This is a genomic window from Kocuria sp. KH4, assembly GCF_053711175.1.
This window is the reverse complement of record NZ_JBSJYX010000031.1, coordinates 13,101-40,066: the sequence shown is the minus strand read 5'-3', so window position 1 is coordinate 40,066 and position 26,966 is coordinate 13,101. Positions and strand designations below refer to the sequence as shown.

Below are 26,966 nucleotides of genomic sequence, written 5' to 3'. Positions count from 1 at the left end.
CAAGGTCCGCCCGGCTTGTCGCCACCCGCTGCCCGCCCGATTCGACGGACGCAATCCAGAACGGGGACCTCCAAGACAGCCTCAACGAGTCTGCATCTGCGGCACGGTTTTGAGACCAGGTCTTAGCTCGTGGTCGTAGGCGAGCTCCAGGGAGTGGTTCACGATGACCAGCACGATAGACAGGCCACGTAGTGTGTCCATCCAATCAATCCGGTTCGCTGGTCCTGTTTTTTGGGGGGAGGTGGCCAAGCTGTAACTCATGCAAATGATGCTAGTCATCGTCCGAGCAAGTACTGTGTTGGCTTGGCTTCAGTCGCATAGATGACGCCCGCAAGCTTCACTCCGGTGACCTCTGGCCGTGTCATGTAGCCCCTCACATGGACACCGGCCAGTAGGATTTCGCTTATGCAACACACCCCTCGCCCTGTATCGCGCCGCCGCCGCAAGACCTTCATGCATGAGAGCAACAAGCTCGTGAACTGGTCGATCCTCGGACTTTGTGCCGCTCTTGTGGCCGGCGGAGGAGCCCTCGCTCTGCAGAACCAGCGGGCAGCGGCCTCTGTTAGTGAAGCCACCGTCAACTACACCCTCCCCCCGATGGACATGCCGGAGGAGAAGTCGTTCGCTGTAATCGGAGATTCCTTCACTGGGGGCAGCGGGCAAGGTGGGGTCAACTCTCGGAACTGGGTTCCCAAAGCAGCTCTATTGACCATGACCGAGGACATCGAGGTCGTCGGTATCAAGACTGGTCTTGGCGGCTCCGGCTATGTGAACCGTGGGCCCAACGGCAATACCTTCATCGACGTCATTGATGACACCGTCAGCGCCGGCACCGACGTCATCATGTTCTTCGGCAGCACCAATGACCTCAACCATCCCGTCAAAGATGTTCGGGAGGCCGCGGCCGCTGCCTATGCCAAGACCACGAGGGACTACCCAGACGCGACCCTTGTGGTCTCGGGTCCTGTTTGGACGGACGCAGAATCTCGTGACCAGGATCCGAATGCGATGATCGATGCACTGGAGGAAGAGGCCGAAAGGGCCGGTGCCGTGTGGATTGATCCGTGGGAGGAGCGGTGGTTCGAGGACGCCCCGGAGCTCATTGGTGACGATGACGTGCACCCGGATGATCAGGGCCATACCTACATGGCGGAAAAGTTCGCCGAGCACCTGGGGCCTTTGCTGCGGTAGGTGGTATCCGCGCAGAGCGGGCACCACCTACCGTCGTCAGGCGAGGATCTTGCCGGTGGTCAGGTTCGTGACCGTGAGCTGCCCGATGGTCACAGCTCCAGTGCCGCCATAGATTGCGTTGATGAGCCGCAGCCCCGTCGCACCCGCCGGGACGGCAACCTCGGGGGACACTAGGCGGGACGGCTCGGAGATGTCTCCGACCCACCGCCAGAACCCTAGGTGAACCTGCGGGGTGATGCCCTCAAACCGCACCCCGATCTCGGAAATCAGGCCCGTGGCTTCGCCGTCACGCTGGTACTTGCACGCGAACTGGATGACGTCCCCAGCCTTGATACCCGTATTGAAGACGAACGCCCCCTGATAGGCAGGGGCTGAAGCCTTCGCCCGGGTCACGGTCCAGGCGTTGCCCTTAAACTCAGCCTTCGGGGCCAGTGTCGTGGTGTAGTTCCCGTTGGTGATGTCCGGGGACGCCCACCCGTTCGGGCGGTCGATGGGGTTGCCACCGCCGGTGAGAAACAGTCCGTTGTTGTAGATGTTCAGCGGGTCCGCCTGGGACTCCGCGATGTACCCGCGGGCGTTCTCCACCCGCGGCGACAGGGACCGCCACGCTTCCGTGCCCATGATGCGCTGCCCCACCGGGGAGGGGTGCACACCGTCCGTGGACAGGCCCGGCTTGAACGCACCCGTGGTCGGGTCTGCCAGCACGTCGTAGAAGTCGATGACGGTAATGCCCTTACGGGCTCCGAGGCGCTTCCGCCAGGCGTTGACCTGGGCGGTGTGCAGGATGTCAGGGGCGGTCGCCGCGAACGCGGTGGTGTTCGACGTCGGCACCGCACCGGAGGCTGCCTGCCCCGTGTCCGTGAACGAAACGGCGTAATGCTGGGTGGTCTGCCCGACCCTCGCCCCATTGCGGTACACGTCCCACCCGGTCGCCCCGGGCTGGTAAGGCCACGTGACGACCACGGACCCCGTGGACCCGGTGATCGTCGCTGAGGTCCCCACGGACGGCAGGGTCACGCCACGGGCGTTCTTCGCCACGACCCGGTACTCGTAACTGCCCGCCGCAAGAGTGCCACCAGCCTCGGATGCAACCACAGTCGGCGCCCCCGGGGTCGGCATCGCAGCCATCCCTACTGGCGGAATCGTGGTGATAATCGGCTTCAACCCCGCCGCCCGGACACGCTCCACGAGCTCCAGATCAGCGGCCCGAGTGAGGTCGATGTTCATGGAGTCGTTACGACCCGCCGCCCAAACGACCTGCCCGCCCTTGGGGAGCTGAGAAATCACCTCAGCGTCAAGCACCTCAAGCAGCTGCGACGATGTCCACCCGCCGTGCCCGGAGTTCCGTACATACGGCAGGCGCCCGTCCGACAAGGCGGTCATGTACGTGTACCAGGAGTCCGTGAAGATCCGGGCCGGGGTGTCCACCGATGCCTGCGTGATCGAGTCCCCGTCGCCGAGAATCAGGTTGCCGTAGTGCGCGGAATAAGTCTGGGCTGCCGCCGCCGCATCCAGTTTGTCGGCGGTGGCCGTGCCGATTGTCGCGACGATGGCGGCCCCAGTGGAAGTGGCAGGATCCTGGAGGAGGTCGGCGATCTCGCCGTCAGACGCCCCACCGAACCCAAGTGCCTGCAGCTGCTCCTCGGTCACTGCGCCGGTGAGTCCGGCGATGGACAGGACAGCTGGTGCCGGCGCAGACACGGGCTCACCAATCTGTCCATCGGGAACGAGGTCAACGTCGATGGGACCGACTTGCCCGACAAGGGGCTGGAAGACCTTCTCGTAGCGGTGCGGAACCGCGTCTTGTCCCGATCCTCCGACCACCGTGAACTTGACGTGGTAGGCCCAGCCCTTATCGCGTACACCGGTTTCAAGCAGAGCGGGGAACTCGTTGCCTGCGGTGTCACGCCACCCAATGGCGTTGACATGCGGGAGTTCGAAAGTGAGCTCCTCGCCGTTCTCCACACGGAAGGTCTGGGGCGTGGGGTAGAACGCCCACCCGGAGGCGGCGTGCACGACATGAGGGGTGCCCTTGAAGATTGGGGTGACGGTTGCACTGATGAGCTTGGGTGGAGTGCCGAACATGGTACGGCCAGCCCCGATGGTGATGGTGGCCAGTGAGACGCCGGGAGGATATGCCATGAGAGTAGATCCTTCTGTGGACGGGGCCGCAAGGGCCGTTGCCGTGGTAGTCATGCCGGTCGGCTGGACGCTCGGTTTGGTTGATTCTGCTTGCCGGGATTCTTCGAAGTAGTCAGCCATCGTCAAGGCCATCCTGCGGTCCCTGCGGGGCTGAGTCAGCGGTGGCATCCGATAGGCGGATCAGGCCGGCTCGTACTTTCAGGTCCAACGACTCGGCACGTAGCAGCGCGTTCTCCTGTTCGAGATAGAGAACCTTTGCCGCCAGTTGGTCGAGAGTCAGGGGTTTCATGGGTTCTCCTATTAGGCCCACCAGCGGCTGCGGGTGATCGCAGTCCACCAAAGCCACATCCGACCGGTGGCGAAGTTCGAGTGGTTGTGCAGGATGAAGCGGATCTCGGTCGGACTGGTGTACGTCTGGGTGACGGTCATCCGCGCGCCGGAGGGCGCCTCCGGCTGGAAGTGGATGTAGATCTGGCCGGCATCGCTCATCACCTGGGGGAAGGGGATCGTCACTTCGGCTGAGGAGCCGTTCGCGGGGATCCCTGGTGCGGCCCAGGTGTAGTAGCCGTGCTGCTGCCGATTGGAAGTGCCCATGATTGCGTTGACCTGCAGCAGCTTTTGGTCGAGCACGAAGCGCATGGATGCGGATGTGTTCGCGTTGAAGCCGCCGTCTGGCATGACGCCCACGGTAAGGGTCCTGACAGCTCCGCCGTCGTACCAGATTCCTCCGTGGTCGGCCCCATCACCAACGAAGAAGTCCATGGCGGACTTCTGGTCACGGGTGCTGATCAGCGCCCTCGTGCCGGCGGCTGCCGTCTGGAGGTCGCCCGTGATCAGGTTGTTCGCGCCGGACAACTTCACGGTGAGTTGGCCCTGGGCATTCCAGGCTTGATATCCCGCACCGGAAAGCTCGACCCGTCCGGTCGGCCCGACGACGGTGAGCGCGGCGTTCTGCATCAGGTCGTGACCTAGGTCCCCGAGGACAATCCGATTGGCCACGAGCGTGGGAGTCACGATGCTTTCGATCGCGGTGACCTGGTTGAGGATCGCGTCCTCAGTCACGACCAGCCGCTTCGTCTCGATATCCATCGCCTCAACGACCTTCGCCGCGAGCGTGCCCGGCACGTCGATGTCGCCACCACGGATCTCGACGATGTCCTGGTCCATGGTGGCCAGGCGCTGCTCCGTGGCGTTTAGCGAGGTCTGAGCCTCTTCCACTACTAGGCGCGCGTCCTCCACCGCCCGGCGGGCGCCGGCGATCTCTGCGTCCCACTGGGCGGCCTTCATCCCGTCGAGGAGCAGATGAGTGCCGTCGGGCATGGCGTAAGCGGTGCCTTCACCCTCGGCGGCGACCTTCACCCCGTGCGGGGTGGTGTCCGTTTTCAGCGCCTCCCGCACGAGGCGCTTGATCGAGCTCTCCGCGGCGAGCGCTGCGGCGGCGTCGGCGCCGGTGGTGACCGGTGGGGCTGTGGTGAGGGTGCGGCGTTCTACCACTGATCCTCCTGCAGCTCGAGGGTGACGGTCTCGCTGAGGTCGCCGGAGGCCTTGATGATGCGCATGAGGTAGGTGCCCACGGGGATGTTGAGCCAGTCGGATCCGAGGGTGATGTAGGCGGCGTCGCCGACGTGCCATTTGCCGAGGGGGTTCTTGGTGGAGTCGGCGCGCACGGTGATGCTGACTTGGTCGGTGGCCACGCGGTGGGCTTTGAGGTGGCCGGCGGCTTTCTCGGCGAGGGGGGCGATGCGGTTTTGGCTGGTGTCGGAGATGACTGACTCGAGGAAGGGTCGCCCGTCTTGGACGGCGGCGAGGTCCTCGGCCTTGGCGATGACGGTGCCGGCGCCTTGGCCTGATCCGGTGGCCCAGACACGGTCGGTGATCTGGGAGGAGTCGGCGGTGACGGTGACGTCGGCGACGTCGGACTCGGCGGGGGTGGTGTCCCAGTCCGGGGTCCAGTCTTGGGCGATGGTGGGCTGGGTGGTGGTGCCGTGGAGCAGGGCCCACTCGAAGCGGGTGTGTTCGGGGTCGGCCCAGCGGGGGCGGAGCATCATGTCGGGTCCGTCGAGGACTGTGGCGAGCTCGTCGAGGCGCTGATCGATCGTGTTGTTGGCCAGGTCCCAGGAGCTGTAGGACCGCTCCTGGGCGCCGGTCTCGGTGGGGACGCCGTGGACGATGGGCAGCCGCCCGTTGGGCTTGGCCATGCCGTGCTGGATCAGCTCCCACATGATCTGCCCGAAGGTGGTGGCCGAGTAGCTCAGGTCCTTCTCCACGGTGCGCCGCTCGAGCATCTTGCGCATCCCCGACCAGGAGAACGTCGCCCTCGTCCGGTCCTCGGTCGGCCAGCCGGTGATCGGTCCGCCGACCCAGGGGTGCTCGTTGCCGTCTGCGTCGACGTGGCACAGCACCAGGCACGCCCACCACGGGGCGAACTGGGTGCGCGCGAGCCCGGTGAGGTCGGATTTCTTGACGACGCAGGTGCCGCCGCCGGTGCCGTTGAGCTCGTCCGCCCAGGCGAAGGACACCGCGTCGAGGGAGCGGCCGGCCTGGCCGGTGGTGGTCTCGGCGAGGTAGACCTTCCAGCTCACCAGGTAATCACTCCTCGGTCGTAGACCCGGAAGTCGTCCCCGGAGAACTTGTCGGTGCCGCCGTGACGCACCGTCCAGTACTTGTAGATCGGGTTCGCATCAGCGGGGAACCACTGCCCTTCGACGGTGTAGTGCACGGTGTGCTCGCCCTCGGACATGGCGTGGATGAACGAGTACTGGTGGCTGTCCCACAGCCGGGAGATGCTCCGCTCCCAAGAGCGGACCAGCTGATTGTCGACGTAGAACTTGTAGAGCACCGAGGAGAACCAGTACTGGTCCGGGGTCCGGCCCTCGGCGTCGCACATGGCGACCGTGGAGATCATCGTCAGCTCGACGTCGCGGTCCGTCGGGACGTACATCCGCCCGGCCCCGCGGGTGACCTTGCTGGTCGGCCGGAAGACGGTCCCGCCCGTGTCGACGGCAAGGTGCAGGCGGCCGAGGGACCCGCCGACCGGGCGGGCGAACTTCCGGTTGGCCACCGAGGTGGTCGCCGTCGTCGCTGTCGCCCCGGCCGGGACCACACGCTGGTCCAGCAGCACCGAGTTCGCCGGCAGCGCCCCCGAGGTCACCCCGACGAAAGCGGTGTTGTCCGGAGATGCCTCGGTGGGGAAGAGCTGGCGGACGTAGATCAGGTCAGTGCGGGTGCCGGTCGCGGGCGCGGCGGCCGCCGGCAGGGTGGTCGCCACGACCGGGATCTTGATCGCCATGTCCGTGCCCGTGGACAGCACCACCGCCCCGGCCGAGACCCGGTACTCCATGGTCGCGGTGCCGGAGACGTCGCACCCGTCGATGATCCCGGCGGTGCTGTACTCCGCGGCGATGATCCGCTGCATGTCCTCCGGGGTGGTCCCGACGGGGCCCTGCGGGGTGACGACGTGGGGGACTCCCAGTCCTGTGGCCATGGTGCTGTCCTCCTAGATGTAGGTGTCTGCGGTGTGGACCTCGATCCACCCGGCGCCCTGCTGGGCCGATGAGGCGCGCGGGGCGATCACCGCTCCCGGGTCGATGCCGAACCAGCCGCGCCTCGTTGCCGCATGGGTCATGTCGTTGCCGCCCACGCTGATCGACCCGCTCTTCATGTCCACCACGGCGGGGCTCTGCGAGAAGACGGGGGAGCGGTACTCCACGACGTCGCGCCCGTTGGTGAGGGTGAAGCCCGACGGCCAGGTGCCCCGGACCACGAACCGGGGCCACGCCTTGGCGTTGCCCCGGTTCTCGATGGTCAGCATGGACCCGGACGCGTGGTCGCCGAAGTCCATGACCCCGTTGCCGAACAGCGGCCAGACCAGGCCCACACCGGTGCCGGCCGGGAAGAGCTGCTGCACCCGGACGGGGCTGTGCAGGAACGGGGAGGGCGCCAGCAGCGGGATCTGCACGTCCAGGGCATCGACCCCGCGGCGGGAGATCCCGATCTCCCCGTCCAGGCGCACCTGGCAGGACAGCTCCAGGGTGCCGGTGTCCACCGTGAGCGTCCCGAGCTGACCGTCCCACAGCAGCCCCGACAGGGCACGCTCGAGCACCGTGCGCATCCGCGGCCCGTCGTACTTGGCCACAGCCATCAGCGTGAGGGCGCGGCCCGTGCGTTCTGTGGGCTCAGCGAACAGCCCATGTCCCATCCGCTGGTCCCCCTCGCCCTTCACCCCGACCCCGCCGTACCACCCGACCACATCCATCAGATGCAGCCGGGGGTACTCGCTCGGCTCGCGGGTGCTGAACCGTGCCGTGTAGCCATCAGCTGATGTCAGCGTCGCGGTCCACGCCATGCGTCACACCCACTTTCCGAGCTCGAATGCGAAGGCCTCACCAGCGCGGCGGCCCACGTGCGATGGGTCCTCGCCCTCGCGCGCCGGCACCGTCAGGTGAACCGGGGGCAACCCGGCTGCCCCGAACCGTCCGCCCCGGTCCCGCTCCGGGGCGACCGGGGCCGGCGGGGCGACCATGGCGGCCATGGATGCCTGCACGGCGCGGACCTTGTGGTCCAGGCCGATGACCATGCCCTCCCCGGTCTGCTCCCCGATGCGCATGAACACGCGCGAGGGGGAGTGGATCCCGAGGTAGGTGCGGACCTTCTTCACCAGCCGGTCGGCGAGGGTCTTCGACGCCCGGTCCACGGCCGTCAGCTGCGACTGGATGCCGCGCGTCAGCCCGCGGGCCGCGTCCACCCCGACCCCGTACATCTGATCGGCCACCGTTCCGGCCGTCTTGGCCGACTCGGACTGGATCGCCGTGTACGTGCGCGAGAGCTCCTTGAGCTGGGAGCGCGGTCCCTTGAGCAGCTGCTCAGCGACCAGCGATCCCCGTTCCCCACCCAGCTGCGCGATCTCGTCGATCAGCCCCTTGGGCACGCCGAGCTTCCCGAGCTGGGAGATCTGCGAGCGCAGGGTGCGGATCTGGGCGAGGGCGTCCTGGGCGGAGGCAGTGATCCGCTCGAGGCCGATCTCGCCGTTGGCCGCGGCCGAGAGGCTGAATCCTCCGGCCAGGGTGTCGGCCAGGGAGTCGCGGTACTTGTTCCGTTCCTTGATGACCTCTTCGAGCTTCTTCTGTGAGGCCTTCAGGCGGTCAGTGAGCTGGTCCCGGCGCTTGGCGTAGTTCTCCAGGATTCCGATCTCGCGGGTGACGTGGTTGCGCAGGAAGTTGTTGGCGCCCTGCTCGCGCGTCACCCCGACGATCTGCTGGAACTGCTTCGCGTCGGGCCACTTCTTCTTGTACTGCTGGTGGATGGCCTTGGCCAGGTCGCCGGCGGCCTTCTCGGCCTTGGACTGTGACCCGGTCAGGCCCTTCACGAGACCGGCGACGGTGTAGTTACCGATCTTCATGAACACCCGCGAGGGTGAGTTGATATCGAGGGCCGCCCGGGCGGCGTTTACTGCCCCCTGCACGACGGAGCGAGCAGCAGATGCCACGTTGCCAGCCATCGAGGTGATGCCGCTAATCAGTCCCGCGATCATTTGGGAGCCGACTGAGGTCATCTGACCGATAAAGCCGGAGACGGCCGCGACGGCGTTGGCCCCCATGGCCTGGAACTGAGAGACGACGTTGCTCGCTCCGGAAACAACAGCGGCGACCAGCGAGGCCATGGCCGAAGTCACGATCGAGGTGACCGCCGCCCACGCGGAGGCGGCGAGCGACTGCACCGTGGCCATCCCCGCCGACCAGGCGGCCTGCACGGAGGCGATGCCGGAGGCCACGAAGCTGACCACCGCGGCCAGCGCGGCGGAGACCGCGCTGACGACCGTCGACCATCCCGCGGACCAGGCGCTCACAATCGTGGCCAGGGTGGAGACGATCACGGAGGAGACCGCGGCGACCTGGCCCGAGACGATCGAGGTCATCGACGACCATGCCTGTGACAGCGAGTCACGCACGGCGGCCCAGGCACCGGACCAGTTGCCCTGCAGCAGCAGGAGGAATCCCTGCAGCAGCCCGGTGATGATGGTCAGCGCCCCAGTGATCACGGCCGCCGCGCCGTTGAAGGCCCCCTCGACCGCCGGCAGCAGCAACTGCAAGGCCGGAGTGAGGACCGACATGATCATCGTGGCCAGCTGCAGCAGGATCTGCGCGGCCACGGTGATCACGGGCACGATCGCCTGGAACACGGCGACGAGAGCGGGCATCACCGCGGTAGTGAGCTGCTGGAAGATCGGCATCAGTGCGGTGCCGACCGTCGTTGCAAGCTCCCACAGGGTCGTGCCCAGGGTCATCAGCTGCTCGCGCAGCGGCGCCGAGGAGGCCACTGCGGCGACGAACGCCGCGGCGAGCAGACCCCACGGGCCCAGCAGCAGCCGGACCGCGGTGCCGAGCACCCCCATCACCGTGGACAGCGCCGTTGCCGCGGCCCCACCGGTGGTGAAGGAGGTGGCCACAGCGGCGATCACCGGAGCGATCGTGGCCAGGGTGCTGAGCAGGGAGATGACGACTGGAACCATGGCCGCCAGCGCGGCACCGACGACGACCAGCACGGCCGACAGGCCCGGGAACTGGGTGGCGAAGGACTGCACCCCGTTGGCCGCGGACACCAGGATCGGGGCGAGCGTCTGCACGACGGAGATCAGGGCGGCGCCGAGCACCGGGATGATCGGCTGCACGGCGGCCATCAGCGAGATGAAGGCCGGCGCGAGTGCCTGGATCGCGGCGCCGAGCACGGGCCCGATGGTGGCCGCCAGGGTCCCCAGCACGGACATGAGCGAGCCCGCCGCGGCCCCGAGAGCGGGGAAGGCGGGCTGCAGGGCCCGGACCCCGTTCATGATGCCGGTGAACAGGTCACGGGCGCCCTGCTGGAAGACCGGGCTGGACAGGGCGGCGCCGAGTCCCTGGAGCAGGGAGGAGGCCGCCTGCCCGGAGGCGATCATGACGTAGGACAGGGTGTTGGCCAGAGACAGGAACGCGTCACCGAGGGCGCGCACTCCGGGGGCCATGACGGACATGGCCGCGTGCGCCCCGGTGAAGACCGTGGTGAGCGCGCCCTGCCAGACGGGGCCGTTGACCGCGGCGCTGACGCGGGCCAGCCCGTCGGCCAGGGCACCGAGGGACGCTCCGCCGGCGGCCGACGCCGCGCGGGCGAGGCCGCCGAGGATCCCGCTGGTGTGGTAGATGACCCGGCCGAGGTCCTGGAGATTACGGATGCCGGCGTCGATCCAGCGGAACAGGTCGCCGTTGGCGGCCGACCCTTGCACGAAGGAGTCGAACCGCTCGGAGATCTGGTTAAACCAGGACGCCAGGCGCGGCAGGTAGGACGCCCCGGCGAGGCCGAGGGTCATCAGCGCGGTGGTCAGGTAGGAGGCGCCCTCACCGGCGATGTCGATCGACTCGCGCAGGTACTCGAGCTGGGCGCCCAGCTGCCCGCGGCCGAGCGGGGTGTTGATGGTGTTGGCGATGGCCGCGGCCATGACCCCGAGCTCGTGAGAAATCCCGGTGAGCTTGTCCTGCAGGATGGGCAGGACACCGTTGGCCAGGTCGCGGATGGGCTGGGCGGCCCGTGCCCAGAAGGCGGTGCTGATCGAGTCCTGCAGCGCCGAGAAGGCCGGGCCGAGATCGCCGAGGACGTCCTTGATGTCCACGAGCGCGGCGATGAGCACACCGGTGCCCACCGCGAAGCCGGCCAGGATGCCGGGTAGGGCCAGGGCGGCCGGGACGATTGCGGCCAGCGAGCCGCCAAGGGCCACCAGGTTCGAGACGCCGGCGAGCGCGGCCGCCGACAGGGCGGTGATGGCGGTGGTGAGTCCGGCGATGGAGGGCACGGACCGGTCGAGGTTCGTGACGAGCTGTCGGACGGAGGAGCCGAGGTCCCCGAGGATCCGGGCGCCGGAGAGCCCGGCGAGGGCGCCGGCCGTGGCCGCGAAGGAGGATCCCTCGAGGCGAGTGCGGATGGTGACCAGTCGGTCACGGGTCAGGGCTGCGATCCGGGCGGCGGCCAGGGCGGCGTCCACGTTGACCGGCAGGTGGATCTCGCGCTTCTCCGCCTCGTCGGCGAGGTCCTCGAGGCGCTGCTTGGCGGCGGCGGTCTCGGCGTCGACGCGGATCTTGGCGGCGCGGTCCTCGACGTCGGCGACCATCTTGGCGATCTTGGCGCGGAACTCCGCGGCCTTCTCCGGCTCGACGGGGATCTCGGCCTTGACCTGGTCCTGGATGCGCTGGACCTGGTCGGCGATCTCGGAGCGGAGGCGCTCACCCTCGACGGTGGCGGGGATGAGCGCCTCGACCCCGGAGACGGCCTTGCGGACGTCGGAGGAGATGCGGGAGCGGAAGGCCTTGTCCATCTCAGACACGACCGGCACCTGCACCGGGTTGCGGCGGGCCGTCTCCTGGGCCTTCTCGGAGGCGCGGCGGGCGCCGGCCAGGATGCCGTCGTCGTCGAGCACGGCCTGCACGGTGACCTTGGCCGTCTTCTCGACGGACTTGACCGTGCGGGCTACGTCCTTGGCGATCCCGGAGTCGTCGAGCACCGCGCGGACCTTGACCTGCAGCCTCTTCTCCATGCCGCGGAGCTTGGACAGCAGCTGCTCCCGGAAACCGGTGGTGTCCGGCAGTGCTCGGACGCCGAGGCGTCCGACTTCCTTGGCCTCCATCGGATGCGGTCTCCTTCGCTACTCGATGCCCGAGAAGTCGAAGTCCTCGAGGTCCGTGGCCTGCTGGTCGGTGGTGGAGGGCCGGTAGGCGGGCACGATCGCGCGGGGCCGCTTCTTGGATCCTTGGACGGCCATCATGTTGTGCAGTCCCTGTAGGCGGTCGTCGACGTTCTGCAGGGCGTACTCCAGGGCGTCCCAGCCGAAGTACTCGGTGCTGCCCTGTTGCTTGGCCCGCCACAGGGAGCGGGCCTCGTAGGGGATGCGCTCCAGTAGTGCCTGGAGGCGCAGGACCCCGTCGCTGTGGTCCTCACGCAGCGCCCCGTAGGGGTCGAAGCAGTACAGGGCCGTGAGGTCAGCGACGAGGTCCGGCTCCTCGTCCAGGTACTTCCGGAGCGCTAGCCTTCCCCCATCTCGCCCACGTAGGCCATGACGAGGTCCAGGGCCCGGTTCATCGCGCCGGCGCCGGAGACGAACTCCACGAACTCCTCCTGCTTGCCGTCGGCGGTGAAGTGATCCGCCACGTGCTTGACCACCCCGCCCAGCTTCGGAAGCAGCTTCGGGTCGAGGTGGCTGGCGTCGATCTCCTCGGTGTCGTCCAGGCCACGGGCATCACCGAGGGCCTCGAGCAGGTAGGCCTGTAGGTCGAGCTGGTCCCACACGGGGACCTTCGACAGAGGCTTGAGCAACTTCGCGCCCTCGTACTCCTCCAGGCGCTTCTGCTTGGTCTCCACGGAGTCCTTGCGATCGGTGGGGGTGCGGGCGCCGGCCTTCGCCGCGGCCGCCTTGGTGGGGGTGTTCGTGGGCATGGTGTGAGCCTCCAGATTTGGGGTGTGTGAGCCGGTGAAAGGTGAGCTGGCCGTGCGGGGCGTGGGGCTCACGCCACGCCCCGCACGGGGTCAGAGGGCCCCGGTCAGGGGGTGACGACGGGGGCGGCGTAGGTGCGCGTGCCGAACCAGCGGAACCGCTTGCCGGTGACGTTGGAGGAGAGGATCTGCCCGAGCAGGTTGAACTCGAAGAAGTTCTCCACGTCGATGGTGGGGGCGTCGCCCACGGACAGAGACACACGCGGGCAGTAGAAGGACAGGCGCTTGAGGCCCTGCACCATGATCACCTGCACGGACTTCTCGACGGACCCGATGTCGCCGACGTCGTAGGACTCGGTGACCGGGTCCCACTCCCCGCCCGGGAAGACCATCTCGAAGGTGTTCTGGTCGGCCTGCAGCGCATTGACGCCCAGGGTCCAGGAGGTGGCCTCCGTGGCGGTGTCCGCGGCCTCGACCTCCCAGGTGCCGAGCTGGGTGACGTCGCCGCCGTCCTTCTCCAGCGCCACGGTGTTCTCGCGCGAGGTGTGCCCGAGGGTGGTCAGGGTGCCGTAGGTGGCCGGGACGCCGATGAGGAACTGGCCCGGTTCGATGGGATCGGCATCGGGCGCGCTCACGAGGACGTTGCCACGGCCGGGGATGATGATCTTTCCGGCGTCGAGCGCCATGATGTACCTCCAGAAGTGAGAGACGGCCCCGATGATGGCGGGGCCGGATGGGGTGGGGCGGACGAGGTGGTCAGTCCGCGATGACCAGGCGGTAGGTGGCGTCGTACTGGTGGACGTGCTCCGCGGGGTCCGTGGAGGTCCGCGCCCGTGTCGGGAGCGAGACGACGTCCATGTGGGCGATGCGCCCGGGGCCCGGGTCCTGGTGGCCGTTGGCCGGCGCCGCGTCGAGCGCGTCGTGCACAGCCCAGGCGAGCTCGGAAGCGTCGCTGTTCGTGGCGGCCACCACCGAGACCGGCACGGTCCAGATCTGTCCGTGCGTGGCGTCGCCGTTGCCCGGCCGCGTCCCGGTGATCGCCGAGTAGACGATGTAGGGCTTGCGCGTGGCGCGCTTCGCGTCCGGGGTGGATGTCACGTAGGTGCCTGCCGGCACGCCCGCGGTGAGGGCGCGTTGGACGATGGCGTTGATGCGCAGTGCCACGCTCAGCCTCCGTGTGCCTTGTGGAACGGGAAGTGCCCGGCAACCCATTCGCCGTCGGGTCCCTCATGGCCGTACTCGATGGACAGGGCCCCAGGGTCGTCGGAGTAGATCAGCCGGTCGGTGACGCCGGAGCGGCCTGGCACCCGCTCCACCTTGATGGAGGAACGGAAGTCGCCGGTGCGTTGCGGCGCCTGGTCGATGACCTCGGCCCGGAAGGCCTCGGCGGCGTCGTCCAGGGCGTCGGAGTCACCGACCATGCGGGCGACGATCACACCGACGTCGCGGTCGACCTCGGCCATCAGGACCCCCTGGGGTGGTTGGCCGTGATGATCACGACGTCGTGGGCGGTGCGGGAGGACATGCGGTGCCGTTGCGGCTCCCCGTGCTGGTCCCAGTCCCGCCCGTCGTAGGTCACCAGGGAGAGGTGGTCACCCGGCCAGTCCCGGGCGGTGATCCGTGAGGTCTCGCGCGCTGTGACGCCGTAGGCCTCAGCCTCGGCGGCAGCAATGGGTTTGACGTTGCAACGCACGCGGATCGGTTCCCCAATAGGCTGGAGGACTTCGACCCCTTCGTCATCCTGGACACTCTCGCGCAGCTGCACCATGACGGTGTGGCGCGGGTTAGTCAGGAGGCTCACAGGGGCCACCCCCAAGGTTGCCTCGGCTTGGTGCGGGCTTTGCCCACGAATCCGCCTTCGACGGCCTTGCACCCGATGCGACGAAGGTCCTTGTCAGGAAACCAGATGTCTCCGGAAGCCATGAGGGGATTCTTCGTGTAGGAGTACCCGGACTCGGACTCGCCTTTCATCGTCGGGTCCTCGTCGCGTACCACGCGCAGTACTGCGTCCACGACGACGTCTTGCACCAGGAGGTGATCTACGGTCTTGGCGGCCCATCGGCGCAGCAATGTGGGACAGTCCCCGAGCAAGGCCCTGACGGCCTTGTCGATCTGCCCCTGTAGCCAGGTCACGGTCTGCTCGTCCTCGAGGTCGATGTCCCCTTCGTACGTCTCCGTGACGGCTTCGACAGTGATGTGCAGTGTGTTGGCCATCGGGGCTCACCTCCTGGTGCTGGTGCCCGGCCCCACGGCGAGGCCGGGCACCAAAGTCACGTCTTGGTCTCGCTGGCCTTGTCCTCGCCGTCGGCCCCGGTTTCCTCGGTCTTCGCCGCGGTGCGCTTGGGCTGGTCGAGGACATCCGGGTTGGTAATGGCCTTCACCGCCCAGGCCGGGGCGGTGGAGCCCTCCTTGAGGAACTCCACCGCCCCGGTGGTCGGGTTGCGGAGCAGGGTGCTGGCCTTGATCTTCGCCATGGTCGATCAGAGCACCTTGATGGCCATGGACAGGTTCGCGTTGCCCAGCAGCGGCAGCGCGATGGCGTCCGAGATGACCTCGGCGATGGCCGGGACCTTGTCGTTCTGCCACAGGCCGCACACGATGCCGGCGAGCTCGTCGTCGGGGATCGCCCAGTCGACGGCCCGACCGGTGAGGGTTTCGCCCCACACGGTGCCGCCGAGCTCGGTGCCGGCCTCGTTGAACGGATCACCGGGCGCGGGCAGGAACACGATTGTGTTCGGATCCACCACCGGGGTGGCGACCTTGCCGAGCCGGATCTGTCGGGTGTACTCCAGCGGTCGTGGGATGCGGTAGCCGGCCAGGGTGTCCTCCACCTGCTGCGGAGTCGCCGGGCGGGCGCCACCGTTGAGCAGCTGGGTCTGGAACTCGTCACCGCGGAGCAGCGCCGAGTACGCGGCCGAACCGGCCACCAGTGCACCAGGCCGCTGGCCGTTGTTCACGGTGCGGTAGACGTCGATCCAGGTGCGCAGTGCGTCCAGACGGGAGACCGTGTCGGTCGTCCACTTTTCCGCGGCGGTGACGGTCAGACGCGGGTCGCGCGCGAAGTCATCCCGGGTCTTGAACTTACGGTCGTTGATCGTCGCAGCACCGGTCTGCAGGACCACCCCGCGCATGTACTCGATCTTGTCCGCGATCGCCTGCACGGCGATGCGGGAGTACTTTTCGGCGGCCCGCTCCAGCCCGGTGTCCAGGCGCTGCTGTTCCACCAGTTGGCGGTACTCCGAGATCGGGTAGTTCCGGGACAGCGCCGGCAGCTCGAGGGTGAACTCCTCGACGGACTCCTCGCCTCCGGTGGTGGGCTCGGCGTCGTAGGCGCGGAACTCGGCGGCCTCCACGAGGCCGTGCTCCTCGCGGCGGACCTTGACGGTGGAGCCGATGGTTGTGCGGTTGGGCAGCCACGCAGCGAGCGAAAGCCCGTTGTTCGTGGCCTCGATCGCGTCGAAGTGGCCGCGGGCGTAGCCGGTGAGCTCCTGCGGGGTGTAGATGTCGGTGAGCAGAGGCATGGTCTAGTCCCCCTTCCTCAGAGGTAGATGATGGTCGTCTTGTCGTTGGCGGCCGTCGGAGCCGTGAAACCGGCCAGGGGGACCTCGGAGGTCCACACCCGTCCGTGGTCCAGGACCGGGACGCCGATGTTGCCGTCGCCGTGAGCGATCGACTGGTCGGTGAACACGTGGCCGGCGAGCACCGCCACGGCGCCGGTTCCGGCGGGGTCGTAGGGCACGGCCAGGCCGTCCACGAGTGCGACCGGGTAGCCGGAGGGAATGTAGTCCTTGCCCGGCAGGGCGGCGCGGAACGCGGCGACGTTGGCGGTCTCCGTGCGGTTGTTCGCGATGGAGTGGTCGGAGGCGAGCCACCGGAAGGATCCGGAGCCGTGAGTCTTGCGGGTCAGGCGGGGCATAATGTGGGCCTTTCTGGAGATGAAGGGTCAGCGCTGGTGCTGCGCCTTGTAGCGCTCACGCCCAGCAGAGACGGAGGATGCGCCCTCGGAGGTCCGGCGTCCCAGGTGGTTGCGCCGCGTCGGGGCGGCGGGGGCGCGGTCGATCATGGCGAGCGACCGGTTGACGGCATCCGTGTCGACGCGGCCGTCTTTGATAAAGGTGGACAGGTTCAGGTGCTCCAGGAACGCGTCGAGGTCATCCTGCTCGACCCCGAAGGCACGGTTGGCGAACGCGTCGCGCACCCGCTCCTCGGCGACCTCCGCGAGCGCTGCGGCACGGGCCTGCGAACGGACCTCGTCGAGGTTCGGGGTCTGCTCCTGCTGCTGTCGTTGCGGTTCGGGCTGCTGGCCGAGCTGGGTCCGGAGACGGTCACGCTCGGCGAGCACGTCGTCGTAGTCCGCCCGGGAGTTGGCAGTTCTCTCGTGCTTGCGCGAGTGGTGCCGCCAGTAGGCCTCGCGCTGCTCCACGGTCATCTGCTCGAGCGGGGTGTCCGCGGGAAAGCTGCGATCGGGTTCCTGCTGGCCTGCCTGCTGGGCCTGCTGGGCCTGTTGGGCGTCAGTAGCAGGGGGCGTGGCGCCCTTGCCCTGCTGGTTCTGGCTGTTCTGCTGTCCCACGGTGTGCTCCTTGTCAGGTGTGTCGTCGCCCCTGTCGGGGCTAATCGTGATGTCGCCGTCGTGGGGGGAGTACGTCTCCCACCATCGGGTGATCGGCTCCATCAGGTCTGTCGTCCCGTCGCGCTCTTGGGCGCGCCGGGTGGCTTCTTCGGGTGGGGTCGCGAGCACGATGACCTCGTCGGCGCCCACGCGCTGTGCGTGCTCGTGGCGGGCGGCCGGGTCGGCGAGCGTACGGATGATCCACACGTCCCCGCGCTGGTAGTCCCGAGCGGTGCGCTCCATCAGCGAGCGCACCGAGGCGGCGGTCTCGCGGTCGGAGTAACGGGTGCGGATCTCGTCCAGGTCCACGACCAGGTCTTCCGGCTGGGCGTGGGCCGCGACGTAGGTCGTCTTCCCGGCCCCCGGGGGCCCGCAGACGGTGCGGATGGTCATGCCGCCGACCTCCTGCTCAGCGCCTCGATCTCCCGCTGGTAACGGGTGATCCGATTCCGCGCCGTGGACACGACCCAGTAGGCGCGTGAGCGGCGGTCGGTGACGTCCTCCTCGAGGGTGTCCGCCCAGGCAATGGAGTTCTCGGCCGAGGCGATCTTGCGCTTGAGCTCCTCAATCCGCTCAGCCGGGTTCGGTCGCGCCGGGGCGTCCTTGGCCTTGCGGATAGATTCGCGCCGGGCGGCCGTCATGCGCGGGCTGTCCTCGGTGAGCTCGGTCGTTCCGTCCTCGCGCATCACCGCGCCCAGCTCCCCGTGCTCGTCGATGACGACGCGTACGTGCGAGAGGTCCTGCCGGCTGGTGGATCCGGCCGCCCCGTAGAGGCGGTTCAGGTCGGCCTCGTTGAGGGTCAGTCCCGGGTCGCCGGCGCTGGTGATCGGCAGAACCGTGCACTGGCACCCGCTGTGGACCGGCATGAGGTCCTCGACGCTATAGATCCGGGATGCGGCCGCCGCGCACAGGCCGCACGTGCCGTTCTTGGATCGCTCGGGGTGGATGATGCGGCGATAACCCTTAACCTCGGACTTTCGGCGGGCCGCCGGCTTGCGCTGTTCGACCTGCTTCTCCCGGGCGGAGGGCGGGGTGCGGATGACCTCGTGCTCCTGGTGGCGTTGGGTGAGCATCATGTCCGTCTCGGCCAGGCGCTGGACGCGTTGGAGCGCGGAGGCCCGGGCTGCGACTTCGGGGACGTTCATGGACCGGGCCCGCCGGTACTGCTCCACGGGACGTTCGTAGACGGCCTCGACGTCCACGCCGTGGCGGGCGTACTGGAAGCCGAGGAGCTCGTGGTCGATGTCGTCCTCCGGGAAGATGGCATCCATCTCCTGGTAAACCTGGCGCATGTAGGCGGTGGTCTGCTTCCGGACCTCGGCCTGCGTGGTCTCCACCAGGGACGCGGAGGCGCGCGCTTGAGTGCGCACCAGTTCCCCGTCGTACCAGCCGTCGAAGTCGCTCCATAGGGTGCGCAGCTGCTCGAGCAGCACGCCGGTCAGTTTCGCGGTGATCGCCGCCTGCGCGTCCACGAGCTTGGTGAGCACGCGCAGATCAGCCATCAGTCACTTCCTCGGCGCCCGTCACCACGGCCAGCAGCGCGTCCTCTGAGCGGTGTCGCTCCGCTTCGGCGATCTGCTCCGGTGTCAGCTCCAGGAACAGCTCCATCCGCTCACGCCACGGCACTCCTGCGGCCTTGGCCGTCCGGCCAGCCTCAGCGCGTTCGGTCAGCGAAGACCGGCGCGGGTTCGCCCACACGGTGCGGATCTGGGCCCGTTCAGCCCGGGCCTCCTCCTCGGCGAGCATCAGCGCCGCGTGCATCGCGGAGATGAACTTGCCGTCCACCTGCCGAATGCGGGACTCGATCTCGAACACGATGCCCTCACGCTTGAGGTCGGCTCCGGTGGCGGACTCATTGGCCGCGTCCGGGGCGAGCATGTACAGCGGGGTGTTGGACACGGCCGAGAGGTTCTTCAAGTCGTCCTGGACACTCTTGAGCACCGGGGAAATGTCAGCCTGCCCAGACTCCCAGAAGTCCGCCGTCCCGGGCAGAATCCACAGCTCACCCGGCCCGGTCTCAAAGATCGCTTCGTAGTCGATCTCCTCACCGGTCTCCGGATCCGTCCGCGGCACGCCCTTGACCGCGCGCTGCCGGAACGCCTGCAGGGCGATCAAGATCATTCGCTGCAGGATCGTGTGGTTGATTCGCAGCATGTCCGGGATGTGCTTCTCGAAGCAGGAGCGACCGTCGCCGAGCTCGTATACCGGGACCTCGTCCACGGGCATGGGGTAGAGCCGGGGATCGATCTGCCAGTTCACCGGGTGCAGCGCCCACGAGGAAGCCGTGGCGCGCGGCAGAATCGTTGGCCCGGTGTGCCGGGCGATCCTCTGATAGCCGGGGCGCCACAGCACCGCGACGTCCTCGTCAGCCGCCTCGTCCCGATAGACCTTCAGCGCAGCGATCGACCGGGCTGGGTCCCGCGGGTCAGGCTCCACGATCACCTGGGACGGGTGCTCAGCGGTGAACAACACCCCCGACGACGGATCTGCCGGCTCACGATAGTCCACCGCAAGTGCCCCATTGCCCAGGCCCAGCGCCCAGCGCAGGGCCTGCTCAAATACCGCGGCCGCGTCGGACTCCTTCATGATCCGGTTCACGACGTCGTCGCCGTTGGCTGAGGAATCCACCGCGGTGCGAAACGCCCGCGGCTGCATCCGGTGCACCCGGGCATTGAGGATGATCTCGGCCGGGTTGAGGCGGGCGATGCGCTGGAGCCGGTCGAAACCTTCACCCTGCTTGTCGGGGTAGGGCAACGGCGGATTGCCATCAATCCACTGCTGCTGCGTGTGCACATGCGGGAGTCGCTTCCCCAGCTTCTTGGACAAGTGCACAAACCACCACTCGTCCGACCCGCGCGGGATCTCAGACATACGAGTGAACGCCACGTAACCGTCGACGAGCTCGAACATGAGTCCTCCCTCTCAGGGCTGGTGGTGTTTCTAGCGGCGCCGGCGAGCGCCGCCGACACGGAACGGCACGAAGGTCTTTTCCTTTTCCTCAACGGGTGCGTTGAGAAAAGCCGCACGGGCCTCGAAAGCCAGCGTTCCGGCCACGGCCCCGTCGACCTTCCGCACACTGTTCTTGCCCTCTTTGCCGATCACGATCCCGCCACGGCGGGACCACCGGCGGGCGTTGATCAGGTGGCGCACGAACACTGGGTTGGCCGAGACGCGGATGCCGGCGGTGGAGATCTGCAGGTGAAGCCGCTCCAGTGCCAGGGCCATCTTGGTGTCGAGCTTCGTCCACCACTTGATCGCGGACTGGGCGCCGGCCTTGGCGCGCAGCTGCTCGCCGAACTCCCGCTCCCACGCCTCGATCCGGTCCAGCCAGTGCGGCGGGTCCGCGAAGAAAGCCACGACCTCGTAGTCGGTGAACATCCGGTGCACCGCGGCGTCGAATGCGAGCTCGTCTACGCGCCAGTCGGCGGCCTCCGGGCCGTCTGGGCACTCCTGGATGAGCACCTCGAAGAGGTACCCGTCGGAGATTCGGCAGCCCACCAGGGCGGTGGCGTCGTCGGTCTGGGCGCCGTCGAAGCCCAGGGCGATCCGCTCCCCGGGGGCGATTTCGTCGAGGCCGACCGCGGGCATGCCAGCGGTGACCTCGGCGACCTCGGCTGGGGTGACCCAGGCGTTGGACGCCTCGGAGAGCCCGTTGAGGTAGTAGCGCCGTGCTGCGGCCGGGGAGTGCCGGGGGTCGAAGATCTTGTCGACCACGCCCTCGATGCTGTTCCAGTCCATGGCCTCGCCGTAGGACTCCTCGATCGCCTCGGTCAGGGCGCCCTCGTCAGAGAGGTCCTTCAGGTCCGACCAGCGGTGGTCGTAGAGCAGCCGCAGTCGACCGCGGACCTTCGGGCGTCCACCGGCCGCGAGCGCGGCGATGGACTCCTCGATGAGGTGGGCGTACTTGTAGGTGGCCTCGGCAATGGACTCCTCACCGGGCAGGTACATCGTGGTGGTCTCGATGTACCAGGGCTCGGCGTCCTTCTTGCGCTTGGACAGGTTGCGGGTGACGGTCTGGTACATCGCCCGCAGCTGCGGGGTGTTGTACAGGTGGGTCTCGTCGAAGACGGCAAAGGTCTCCTTGCCGCCGTCCTTGGAGGCGGAGCCAGCGGTGGACGGGGTGATCTCCCCGCCGTACGGGAGCAGTACGCGGGTTTGGCCGACGTCGAGGCCGTAGGCCCTCAGCTGGGCCAGGGGCCCTTGCGTGAGGTTGAGGTAGACCATGTCGAAGACGTTGCCGGTCTGGCCTTCCTCGGTGGCCATGATCCGCACGTAGGGGTACACGACCGGCCGGCCCATGGGCTCGCCCGCCTCGTAGGTGTAGACCTGCCCGAGGAACTCGAAGGTCTCCCCGCCCTTGGCCCAGCCGTCGAAGCGGCACGGGCCGAGGGCCTCGAAGAGCACGAGCTCAGCGGCTACCCCGGACTTGTTGCAGCCCTTGGGGCGGGAGAAGAACGCCGAGTCCACCAGCCGCTTGCCGTTGCCGTCCACGGCGTAGCAGTCAACGATGAGCTGGGAGTACTCGTCCCCGTGGCGGATCGGCTGGCCGGCCACGCCGCCGGGGCCGTGCACGACGAAGGTCTCAATCCACCACAGCCCCAGCCACCCGAGCGACCGGCTCCGCGAGGACCCGGGCGGACGGACAACTTTGTGAGGCATGGCGGCTCAGTCCTTGATCCGGCCGCGGCGGGAGTCCAGCGACGTCACCGACGCCTCGGCGGCATCACCGACCGGCGTCGTCTCGGGCACCTCGATCTCCGACCGCAGGCGCAGGCGGTCCTCCGGAGTTGCGCCGAACTTGGCCACGCGCAGCCGGATTTCCGCGGCGAACTCCCACCGGCCCTTGGACCACATCTGGTGGTGCATCAGGGCGGTATCGATCAGCACGTCCCAGTCCGGCTCGGAGAGCATGCGGGAGGCCTGCGGTGAGGCGCGCCAGTGGTCGTACCAGCGCTTCGTGACGGGGTGCCAGTCTTCGCCGCCGGGCAGCGCGTCTTTGGGCAGGGGCGGACCGAGCTTGATCGAGGACTTCACCAGCGAGCGCGGGCGATTCCGGTCGTCGGCTAGGTTGGTCCGCTCGGTGGTGTCGCGGGCGCGCGTGCGTCCCTGCTTTGGGGCGGGGCCAGTGCCGGCCATGGCGATCACCTCCTGTGACGGGGCCCCGGCGGCGTGACGCTGTCAGGGGCGCGGCAGTAGGAGGCTCACGGGTCAGCAGGTGCGCTGAGCAGATCCCGGAGCCGGGCGGTCGCTTCTTCTATCTGGGCGTCAAGGGGGATGAGCAGTTTCTGCTCCCACTTGTGGCCGTTCGCGGCGATCTCCGCGCGCCTCGACTCCAGCTGTTCCAGGCGCCGGTTCAACCGGCCGATCTCGTACTCGGCCAGGCGCCGGCACTCGACCGTGCAGTACAGCTGAGGGCGGCCCCGCTTGTGCACGGCGATGAACGAAAAGCCACACATTATACAGGTCCGGTCCATGCATTTCTCCTGGTCAGGATTCCCCCAGACCCACGCGCACAGCGAGAAGCAGAACGCTGCGGGAGGGGGGACAGACACCCGGGGGAGGGGGTCCCCGCCCCCCTCGTCACAATCAGTCACAGACTCAGTCGATCAGTCCCGGATGCCGCTCCGCGGAGCGGCGCTCACGCGGCCGGCGCGGCGACGTCGCGCCCTGGGCCCCGGTGATCCGGTCGTGATGCCACGAACACAGCGACGTGAGGTCGTCGTGGTCATCCGGCGGCCCCTGGTGGTGCACATCGGTGGCCTTCGCGGTGCATCGCTGTCCGGTGTCAGGCGAGACGTAGGTGCATCGGTGTCCGTCCGCCGCGAGCTGCTTGGCCCGGCGCTTCGGCCAGTCCTTCGGCAGCTGCTTCGTCCGGCCGCTCCGGCCCGACCACGGCATCAGCGGTTCCTCTTGTCGCCCGGCCAGTACCCGTTCATGTCGAAGTGCCACTGCGCGCAGATGCGATTGGCACGGGCCAGGCCGACGTGCTTGACGAGGTTGCGCCGGCACCGGGTGAAGTCCCCGCTCGTCTTCCAACGGATCTTGATCGCGCCGGGCCCGAGCTTCCAGTACTTCTCCAGCTCGTTGTTGTCCGCCACCTCGTCACCACCTCAGTCGATGTCCGGTGCGTTCCACTCGACGAACCCCAGCGGCGCGTGCTGGAGCTGCCGCTCCTGGCCACACTCCCAGCACCAGCCCGAGTAGACCGGCAACCGGTCACACCCCGGGCTCTTGCACAAGGCCACGCGTCCCACCGGTCACCACCGCCGCAACGACTGCTGCCGGCGCTCACGGTCCACGTTGCCGATGGCCTGGTCCGCTGTCGGGTCCGAGTAGGTCCGCCGCTCCGGTTCATTGCGGGCGGTGTACGGGTTGTTCCCCGCGGCCCGCAGACGCCGTAGCGTCTGCTCGCCGCGGGCCTGCTCCGCCCTGGACTGCATCTGCAATCGCGCGTACCGGTCAGGATCGCTTGCCATGTCGGCCTCCAGGGTCCTCGAAGTAGATGGCCTCATCCGGCTCACGCCCCAGCTGGCCAGGCTGGCAACCCATCGGCGGTGGTGGTGGCAGGTAGCGGTGCCCGGTGCCGGTGGTTGGTGTAGCACGGGTGAGTCGCCTCGTCGGGGCCACCCGGACAACTCACCCGAGAAGAAATCCGGCCCTTGTGCACCACTGCAGTGGGAGAACAGTGGGGCCGGCGTTTGCTCTGAGCGCCGGCCCCGCCCTCGGGGGATGAGGACGGGGCCGGGCGGACAGCCTGGTGGGCGCTCCCACGACAGATGCGCGGGGCGCTCGCTGAGAAGACCAGGCCGTGGATCCCGCGCGGGCCCGGGCTGCGTTGTCCGGCAGGCGTGGCGCGGGAGTACGGGCGGCACACACGGTGCCGGGCATGACGAAGGCCCCGGGAGCCTGGTCGCTCTACCGGGGCCTTTCGACAACTAACCCATATTGATACGCATCATCCCCCAAAAACGCTCACGAGGCAAGCACACGCGTCCGGCGCTCGCTGTGCTTTTTTGCGAGTCCGCGGGCCTGAGAGTAGCTGTACGTCGTCGGTGCGCCCTCCTGCACGCATCCGATCAACCGGTTGCGCCTGCGCTCAGGCCATTTCTCCACCGTGCGAGGTGAGATGTCGTAGCCCTCCAGCTGGAGCCAATCGGTGATCTGCCGAAGCGTTCCCGTGGCCTGGTCCAGGTAGTCGCGGACTTGCACATCCCACCACTGCTTCACTGCGGTCACCTCATGGCGTCCGCCGCACCCCCGGCACCATGCCACGTCGGCGCCCTTCGGCGCGGTGAGTTCCACCCCGCACTCGCATGGTCCGTAGATGATTCGCTCCGCGGCCGGCTGCATGACGTGCTCGGCCTGCTCAAGGGCGTACGCCAGGTCCTGGGCGATCGTGTGGATGTGCGGGGAGCGGGCCAGGGTGTCGAGGTGGCCGAGGGCTCGGGCGATCAGATCGGCTGGTGACTCGTCGAAGCGGTGGCGTAGCTGCGGGTCGGCGGCACCGGCGGCCGAGTGAAGTACGAGGAGCAGATCGTCCTTCCGAGTGGAGGCGGTCTCGTTGAAGGCCATCGGCGTGCCACCTGCTCCGCCGCCACCGCCCTGGGCGTCTTGCCCGGTGATGGTGATGTCCAGCTCGCGCAAGATCTCGGGTGCGGCCCACAGGTGCTTGCGGAGCTGGCCGAGGTGATGGGTGCAGAGGGTGCCAGTCGTGGCTGGGGCAGTGCAGTAGCAAGTGCTCATGAGCGGAGTTCCTGTTCGATGAGGCCGGAGAGGTAGTCGGAGGGGCGCCACACGGCGGCGTCGGAGCCGCCGGCGGTGAGGCCGTCGATCCATCCGCGTTGGTCGGGAGAGACCCGGCCGGTCTCGGTCTTGAGCTCCCGGAAGATCGTGCGGCCCCGGACGGGATGGACGAGCACGAGATCGGGGAAGCCGGGGGCGGAGCGGCGGGAGTCGTAGGTGTGATAGCGCAGGGACCAGCCATGGCCGGCGGCGCGCTGCAGCAAGAAGGTCTGGAACTCGGTTTCGCTCCACCGGTACATCGGATCGTTGGGGGACGGCCTGGTCTTCTTGGTGGTGGTCACTTCCGCTTCCTCCTGCGCGGCCTCTTGCGCTTGCTCTGGTGGTGGTCATCTGGGCGTGGTCGGTCTGTGGATGGGTTCTCGTGACGGCTCTCCGTAGGGGGTGGATCAGCGCGGCGCCCGTCCCGGCCTGGCCTGTCCCTACCCGGCCCGGCCCGGCCCGACCCGTCCCGACCCGACATATCCGGATCTGCGATAGCTGGCATCTGGTCGGATCTGCCCGAATCTGCCGGATCGGTCTTTGGTGCCTGCGACGCTGGTGGTTCCGGGGCCGGGGCCGGCTGCTGCTCGGGCGTCTGCACCGCGGGCGCGGGAGTCGTCTCCGAGTGGGCTGCGGGTCCGGTGCCGTCGTCCTGGGCGGAGGCACGGGGGCGGGTCTTGCGGGCGCCGTCGGTGGCCTCGACGTGCTCGCCGTGGGAGGCCAGCCACGCGGCGCTGTGGGCCGTGTAGTAGGGCTTGGACGGGATCGGGTAGAGCTCCTTGTCCCACGACGCCAGGTCGTCCTGGCGGGCGCTGTTGCAGGTCTTGCACGCCACCACGAATGTCTCCGGGGTGGCGGCCTTGCCCGGGATGAGGTGGTCGTAGGTGCCACCGCGGGCGGACTTGCGGTCCCGCCAGTTCACGATGACCCCGCACCAGCGGCAGCCGTCGCCGTCACGCAGACGGACCGGGACCGTGAGCGCGATGTTGCGCGCGTCGCGGTTGCGCTGATTCGCCCAGTCACGGGCGGAGCGGGGAATCATGTGGAACAGCTCCTCGTCCTCCACCAGGCGCAGCGCCTCAGCGCCGTCCTCGAGCTCGACGCGGGTGGCGTACCCCGCGGAGACGGCCTGGTCCGCCAGCAGCTGCCACCGGGACATCCCGGCGATCTGCTTGAACGGGCCCAGACGGATGACGTAGTCACCCTCGAAGGCCGCCACATAGGCGGCGCACCGGGACATGCACCCAAACAGCTCGTTGACCGTGCGGTCATCGGCCTGATCGTGCTCCAGGGCCTGGAACACCGCCGGGTGGGAGTGGGACGCGTCCGAGGACCTCAGCCAAGACATCAGGCACCCACCTCCGTCGCCGCCGCGTGGGCGGCCGGGACCCGCTCGACGGCCGGGCGGCCGGAGTCAGGGCGGTGGATGACTGGTGCTGGTGGGAGCATCTCGGAGGTCTCCTAGCGGGTGCGGTGGATCAGGACAGTGGTGGCGGGGTCCAGGCGCCGGGAGCTGATGCGGCTATCGCGGTAGCGGAACTCCAGCACCACGGCATCGGAGTAGGTCTCGGCGCCGGTCAAGGTGACCAGGCCGGGGCCGTCCGAGGTACCGATGCTGATCAGCCGCCCCGCGTAGGCCTGCGTCATTGCCACATCCCCGGCCGTGGCCGAGTGGGACCGGGACAGGTCTCTCGGCCCGGCCGGGGCATCGCGGCGAGCGCCGGCGCCCATGAGCTGGGGGCGGTTCACCTGGAGCTCCTGGACTGATGGGCAAGGCGGCGGCGGGCGCGGA

At 68.2% G+C, this 26,966-nt stretch carries 30 protein-coding genes; 1 reads left to right on the top strand and 29 read right to left on the bottom strand.

The window, feature by feature from the left end; genetic code table 11:
* Window positions 1-405 precede the first annotated feature (405 nt).
* Window positions 406-1,191, top strand: a complete 786-nt coding sequence (locus ACWCOM_RS17325) for an SGNH/GDSL hydrolase family protein (RefSeq protein WP_454549994.1) — start codon at window positions 406-408, stop codon at window positions 1,189-1,191.
* A gap of 36 nt (window positions 1,192-1,227) precedes the next feature.
* Here ACWCOM_RS17325 and ACWCOM_RS17320 read toward each other — a convergent pair whose 3' ends face one another.
* From ACWCOM_RS17320 to ACWCOM_RS17180, 29 genes are all read right to left on the bottom strand, one after another.
* Window positions 1,228-3,333 (bottom strand): hypothetical protein, encoded by a 2,106-nt coding sequence (locus ACWCOM_RS17320; protein WP_454549993.1) that lies wholly within the window; start codon window positions 3,331-3,333, stop codon window positions 1,228-1,230.
* A gap of 112 nt (window positions 3,334-3,445) precedes the next feature.
* A complete protein-coding gene (locus ACWCOM_RS17315; RefSeq protein ID WP_454549992.1) occupies window positions 3,446-3,622 on the bottom strand; it encodes a hypothetical protein in 177 nt (58 codons plus the stop codon).
* Between the two features lie 11 nt (window positions 3,623-3,633).
* Window positions 3,634-4,827, bottom strand: coding sequence for a hypothetical protein (locus tag ACWCOM_RS17310; protein ID WP_454549991.1), 1,194 nt, complete (start codon window positions 4,825-4,827; stop codon window positions 3,634-3,636).
* Window positions 4,821-5,915, bottom strand: a complete 1,095-nt coding sequence (locus ACWCOM_RS17305) for a hypothetical protein (protein ID WP_454549990.1) — start codon at window positions 5,913-5,915, stop codon at window positions 4,821-4,823. Before ACWCOM_RS17305 ends, ACWCOM_RS17310 begins: the two co-directional genes overlap by 7 nt.
* On the bottom strand, window positions 5,912-6,817 hold the full coding sequence (locus ACWCOM_RS17300) for a hypothetical protein (RefSeq protein ID WP_454549989.1): 906 nt from the start codon (window positions 6,815-6,817) through the stop codon (window positions 5,912-5,914). The genes ACWCOM_RS17305 and ACWCOM_RS17300 overlap by 4 nt, the downstream gene beginning before the upstream one ends.
* Before the next feature lie 12 nt (window positions 6,818-6,829).
* Window positions 6,830-7,678, bottom strand: a complete 849-nt coding sequence (locus ACWCOM_RS17295; protein WP_454549988.1) for a hypothetical protein — start codon at window positions 7,676-7,678, stop codon at window positions 6,830-6,832.
* Between the two features lie 3 nt (window positions 7,679-7,681).
* Entirely contained in the window at window positions 7,682-11,980 is a 4,299-nt protein-coding gene (locus ACWCOM_RS17290; RefSeq protein ID WP_454549987.1) for a hypothetical protein, read from the bottom strand.
* A 395-nt stretch (window positions 11,981-12,375) separates the two neighbouring features.
* Window positions 12,376-12,786, bottom strand: coding sequence for a hypothetical protein (locus tag ACWCOM_RS17285; RefSeq protein WP_454549986.1), 411 nt, complete (start codon window positions 12,784-12,786; stop codon window positions 12,376-12,378).
* Between the two features lie 104 nt (window positions 12,787-12,890).
* Window positions 12,891-13,469: a phage tail tube protein gene (locus ACWCOM_RS17280; protein ID WP_454549985.1), complete on the bottom strand. Its 579-nt coding sequence runs from the start codon at window positions 13,467-13,469 to the stop codon at window positions 12,891-12,893.
* 70 nt (window positions 13,470-13,539) lie between these two features.
* A complete protein-coding gene (gene gp17, locus ACWCOM_RS17275) occupies window positions 13,540-13,947 on the bottom strand; it encodes a tail completion protein gp17 (RefSeq protein ID WP_454549984.1) in 408 nt (135 codons plus the stop codon).
* A gap of 2 nt (window positions 13,948-13,949) precedes the next feature.
* Complete coding sequence (locus ACWCOM_RS17270; RefSeq protein WP_454549983.1) at window positions 13,950-14,246, bottom strand: DUF5403 family protein; 297 nt, start codon at window positions 14,244-14,246, stop codon at window positions 13,950-13,952.
* Window positions 14,246-14,584, bottom strand: coding sequence for a hypothetical protein (locus ACWCOM_RS17265; protein ID WP_454549982.1), 339 nt, complete (start codon window positions 14,582-14,584; stop codon window positions 14,246-14,248). The genes ACWCOM_RS17270 and ACWCOM_RS17265 overlap by 1 nt, the downstream gene beginning before the upstream one ends.
* Window positions 14,581-14,997, bottom strand: coding sequence for a Gp19/Gp15/Gp42 family protein (locus ACWCOM_RS17260; protein ID WP_454549981.1), 417 nt, complete (start codon window positions 14,995-14,997; stop codon window positions 14,581-14,583). Before ACWCOM_RS17260 ends, ACWCOM_RS17265 begins: the two co-directional genes overlap by 4 nt.
* A gap of 56 nt (window positions 14,998-15,053) precedes the next feature.
* On the bottom strand, window positions 15,054-15,257 hold the full coding sequence (locus ACWCOM_RS17255) for a hypothetical protein (RefSeq protein ID WP_454549980.1): 204 nt from the start codon (window positions 15,255-15,257) through the stop codon (window positions 15,054-15,056).
* Between the two features lie 6 nt (window positions 15,258-15,263).
* Window positions 15,264-16,304, bottom strand: coding sequence for a major capsid protein (locus tag ACWCOM_RS17250; protein WP_454549979.1), 1,041 nt, complete (start codon window positions 16,302-16,304; stop codon window positions 15,264-15,266).
* Window positions 16,305-16,321: 17 nt separating this feature from the next.
* Window positions 16,322-16,699, bottom strand: coding sequence for a hypothetical protein (locus ACWCOM_RS17245; RefSeq protein WP_454549978.1), 378 nt, complete (start codon window positions 16,697-16,699; stop codon window positions 16,322-16,324).
* Window positions 16,700-16,726: 27 nt separating this feature from the next.
* On the bottom strand, window positions 16,727-17,785 hold the full coding sequence (locus ACWCOM_RS17240; protein ID WP_454549977.1) for an AAA family ATPase: 1,059 nt from the start codon (window positions 17,783-17,785) through the stop codon (window positions 16,727-16,729).
* A complete protein-coding gene (locus ACWCOM_RS17235) occupies window positions 17,782-18,894 on the bottom strand; it encodes a hypothetical protein (protein WP_454549976.1) in 1,113 nt (370 codons plus the stop codon). Before ACWCOM_RS17235 ends, ACWCOM_RS17240 begins: the two co-directional genes overlap by 4 nt.
* Entirely contained in the window at window positions 18,887-20,302 is a 1,416-nt protein-coding gene (locus tag ACWCOM_RS17230) for a hypothetical protein (protein WP_454549975.1), read from the bottom strand. Before ACWCOM_RS17230 ends, ACWCOM_RS17235 begins: the two co-directional genes overlap by 8 nt.
* Window positions 20,303-20,332: 30 nt before the next feature.
* Window positions 20,333-22,051 (bottom strand): hypothetical protein, encoded by a 1,719-nt coding sequence (locus ACWCOM_RS17225; protein ID WP_454549974.1) that lies wholly within the window; start codon window positions 22,049-22,051, stop codon window positions 20,333-20,335.
* 6 nt (window positions 22,052-22,057) lie between these two features.
* On the bottom strand, window positions 22,058-22,528 hold the full coding sequence (locus tag ACWCOM_RS17220; protein WP_454549995.1) for a phage terminase small subunit: 471 nt from the start codon (window positions 22,526-22,528) through the stop codon (window positions 22,058-22,060).
* 65 nt (window positions 22,529-22,593) lie between these two features.
* A complete protein-coding gene (locus ACWCOM_RS17215) occupies window positions 22,594-22,848 on the bottom strand; it encodes a hypothetical protein (RefSeq protein ID WP_454549973.1) in 255 nt (84 codons plus the stop codon).
* A 142-nt stretch (window positions 22,849-22,990) separates the two neighbouring features.
* Window positions 22,991-23,290, bottom strand: coding sequence for a hypothetical protein (locus ACWCOM_RS17210; RefSeq protein ID WP_454549972.1), 300 nt, complete (start codon window positions 23,288-23,290; stop codon window positions 22,991-22,993).
* A complete protein-coding gene (locus ACWCOM_RS17205) occupies window positions 23,290-23,490 on the bottom strand; it encodes a hypothetical protein (protein WP_454549971.1) in 201 nt (66 codons plus the stop codon). Before ACWCOM_RS17205 ends, ACWCOM_RS17210 begins: the two co-directional genes overlap by 1 nt.
* A gap of 159 nt (window positions 23,491-23,649) precedes the next feature.
* Window positions 23,650-23,868, bottom strand: a complete 219-nt coding sequence (locus ACWCOM_RS17200; protein WP_454549970.1) for a hypothetical protein — start codon at window positions 23,866-23,868, stop codon at window positions 23,650-23,652.
* Between the two features lie 496 nt (window positions 23,869-24,364).
* Window positions 24,365-25,135 carry a hypothetical protein gene (locus ACWCOM_RS17195; protein WP_454549969.1) on the bottom strand — a complete coding sequence of 257 codons (771 nt, stop codon included), beginning with the start codon at window positions 25,133-25,135 and terminating at the stop codon, window positions 24,365-24,367.
* On the bottom strand, window positions 25,132-25,476 hold the full coding sequence (locus ACWCOM_RS17190) for a VRR-NUC domain-containing protein (protein ID WP_454549968.1): 345 nt from the start codon (window positions 25,474-25,476) through the stop codon (window positions 25,132-25,134). Before ACWCOM_RS17190 ends, ACWCOM_RS17195 begins: the two co-directional genes overlap by 4 nt.
* The gene (locus ACWCOM_RS17185) at window positions 25,473-26,522 is read right to left on the bottom strand and encodes an HNH endonuclease (RefSeq protein ID WP_454549967.1); all 1,050 of its coding nucleotides are present in this window, start codon (window positions 26,520-26,522) and stop codon (window positions 25,473-25,475) included. The genes ACWCOM_RS17190 and ACWCOM_RS17185 overlap by 4 nt, the downstream gene beginning before the upstream one ends.
* A 113-nt stretch (window positions 26,523-26,635) precedes the next feature.
* Window positions 26,636-26,821: a hypothetical protein gene (locus ACWCOM_RS17180; RefSeq protein ID WP_454549966.1), complete on the bottom strand. Its 186-nt coding sequence runs from the start codon at window positions 26,819-26,821 to the stop codon at window positions 26,636-26,638.
* Between the last annotated feature and the right edge of the window lie 145 nt (window positions 26,822-26,966).

Coding starts and splice junctions, on each gene's coding strand:
- ACWCOM_RS17325 (WP_454549994.1), top strand. CDS start 406: ATGCAACACACCCCTCGCCCTGTATCGCGCCGCCGCCGCAAGACCTTC.
- ACWCOM_RS17320 (WP_454549993.1), bottom strand. CDS start 3,333: ATGGCATATCCTCCCGGCGTCTCACTGGCCACCATCACCATCGGGGCT.
- ACWCOM_RS17315 (WP_454549992.1), bottom strand. CDS start 3,622: ATGAAACCCCTGACTCTCGACCAACTGGCGGCAAAGGTTCTCTATCTC.
- ACWCOM_RS17300 (WP_454549989.1), bottom strand. CDS start 6,817: ATGGCCACAGGACTGGGAGTCCCCCACGTCGTCACCCCGCAGGGCCCC.
- ACWCOM_RS17295 (WP_454549988.1), bottom strand. CDS start 7,678: ATGGCGTGGACCGCGACGCTGACATCAGCTGATGGCTACACGGCACGG.
- ACWCOM_RS17290 (WP_454549987.1), bottom strand. CDS start 11,980: ATGGAGGCCAAGGAAGTCGGACGCCTCGGCGTCCGAGCACTGCCGGAC.
- ACWCOM_RS17285 (WP_454549986.1), bottom strand. CDS start 12,786: ATGCCCACGAACACCCCCACCAAGGCGGCCGCGGCGAAGGCCGGCGCC.
- ACWCOM_RS17280 (WP_454549985.1), bottom strand. CDS start 13,469: ATGGCGCTCGACGCCGGAAAGATCATCATCCCCGGCCGTGGCAACGTC.
- ACWCOM_RS17270 (WP_454549983.1), bottom strand. CDS start 14,246: ATGGCCGAGGTCGACCGCGACGTCGGTGTGATCGTCGCCCGCATGGTC.
- ACWCOM_RS17260 (WP_454549981.1), bottom strand. CDS start 14,997: ATGGCCAACACACTGCACATCACTGTCGAAGCCGTCACGGAGACGTAC.
- ACWCOM_RS17255 (WP_454549980.1), bottom strand. CDS start 15,257: ATGGCGAAGATCAAGGCCAGCACCCTGCTCCGCAACCCGACCACCGGG.
- ACWCOM_RS17250 (WP_454549979.1), bottom strand. CDS start 16,304: ATGCCTCTGCTCACCGACATCTACACCCCGCAGGAGCTCACCGGCTAC.
- ACWCOM_RS17245 (WP_454549978.1), bottom strand. CDS start 16,699: ATGCCCCGCCTGACCCGCAAGACTCACGGCTCCGGATCCTTCCGGTGG.
- ACWCOM_RS17240 (WP_454549977.1), bottom strand. CDS start 17,785: ATGACCATCCGCACCGTCTGCGGGCCCCCGGGGGCCGGGAAGACGACC.
- ACWCOM_RS17235 (WP_454549976.1), bottom strand. CDS start 18,894: ATGGCTGATCTGCGCGTGCTCACCAAGCTCGTGGACGCGCAGGCGGCG.
- ACWCOM_RS17230 (WP_454549975.1), bottom strand. CDS start 20,302: ATGTTCGAGCTCGTCGACGGTTACGTGGCGTTCACTCGTATGTCTGAG.
- ACWCOM_RS17225 (WP_454549974.1), bottom strand. CDS start 22,051: ATGCCTCACAAAGTTGTCCGTCCGCCCGGGTCCTCGCGGAGCCGGTCG.
- ACWCOM_RS17220 (WP_454549995.1), bottom strand. CDS start 22,528: ATGGCCGGCACTGGCCCCGCCCCAAAGCAGGGACGCACGCGCGCCCGC.
- ACWCOM_RS17215 (WP_454549973.1), bottom strand. CDS start 22,848: ATGTGTGGCTTTTCGTTCATCGCCGTGCACAAGCGGGGCCGCCCTCAG.
- ACWCOM_RS17210 (WP_454549972.1), bottom strand. CDS start 23,290: ATGCCGTGGTCGGGCCGGAGCGGCCGGACGAAGCAGCTGCCGAAGGAC.
- ACWCOM_RS17200 (WP_454549970.1), bottom strand. CDS start 23,868: ATGGCAAGCGATCCTGACCGGTACGCGCGATTGCAGATGCAGTCCAGG.
- ACWCOM_RS17195 (WP_454549969.1), bottom strand. CDS start 25,135: ATGAGCACTTGCTACTGCACTGCCCCAGCCACGACTGGCACCCTCTGC.
- ACWCOM_RS17185 (WP_454549967.1), bottom strand. CDS start 26,522: ATGTCTTGGCTGAGGTCCTCGGACGCGTCCCACTCCCACCCGGCGGTG.
- ACWCOM_RS17180 (WP_454549966.1), bottom strand. CDS start 26,821: ATGACGCAGGCCTACGCGGGGCGGCTGATCAGCATCGGTACCTCGGAC.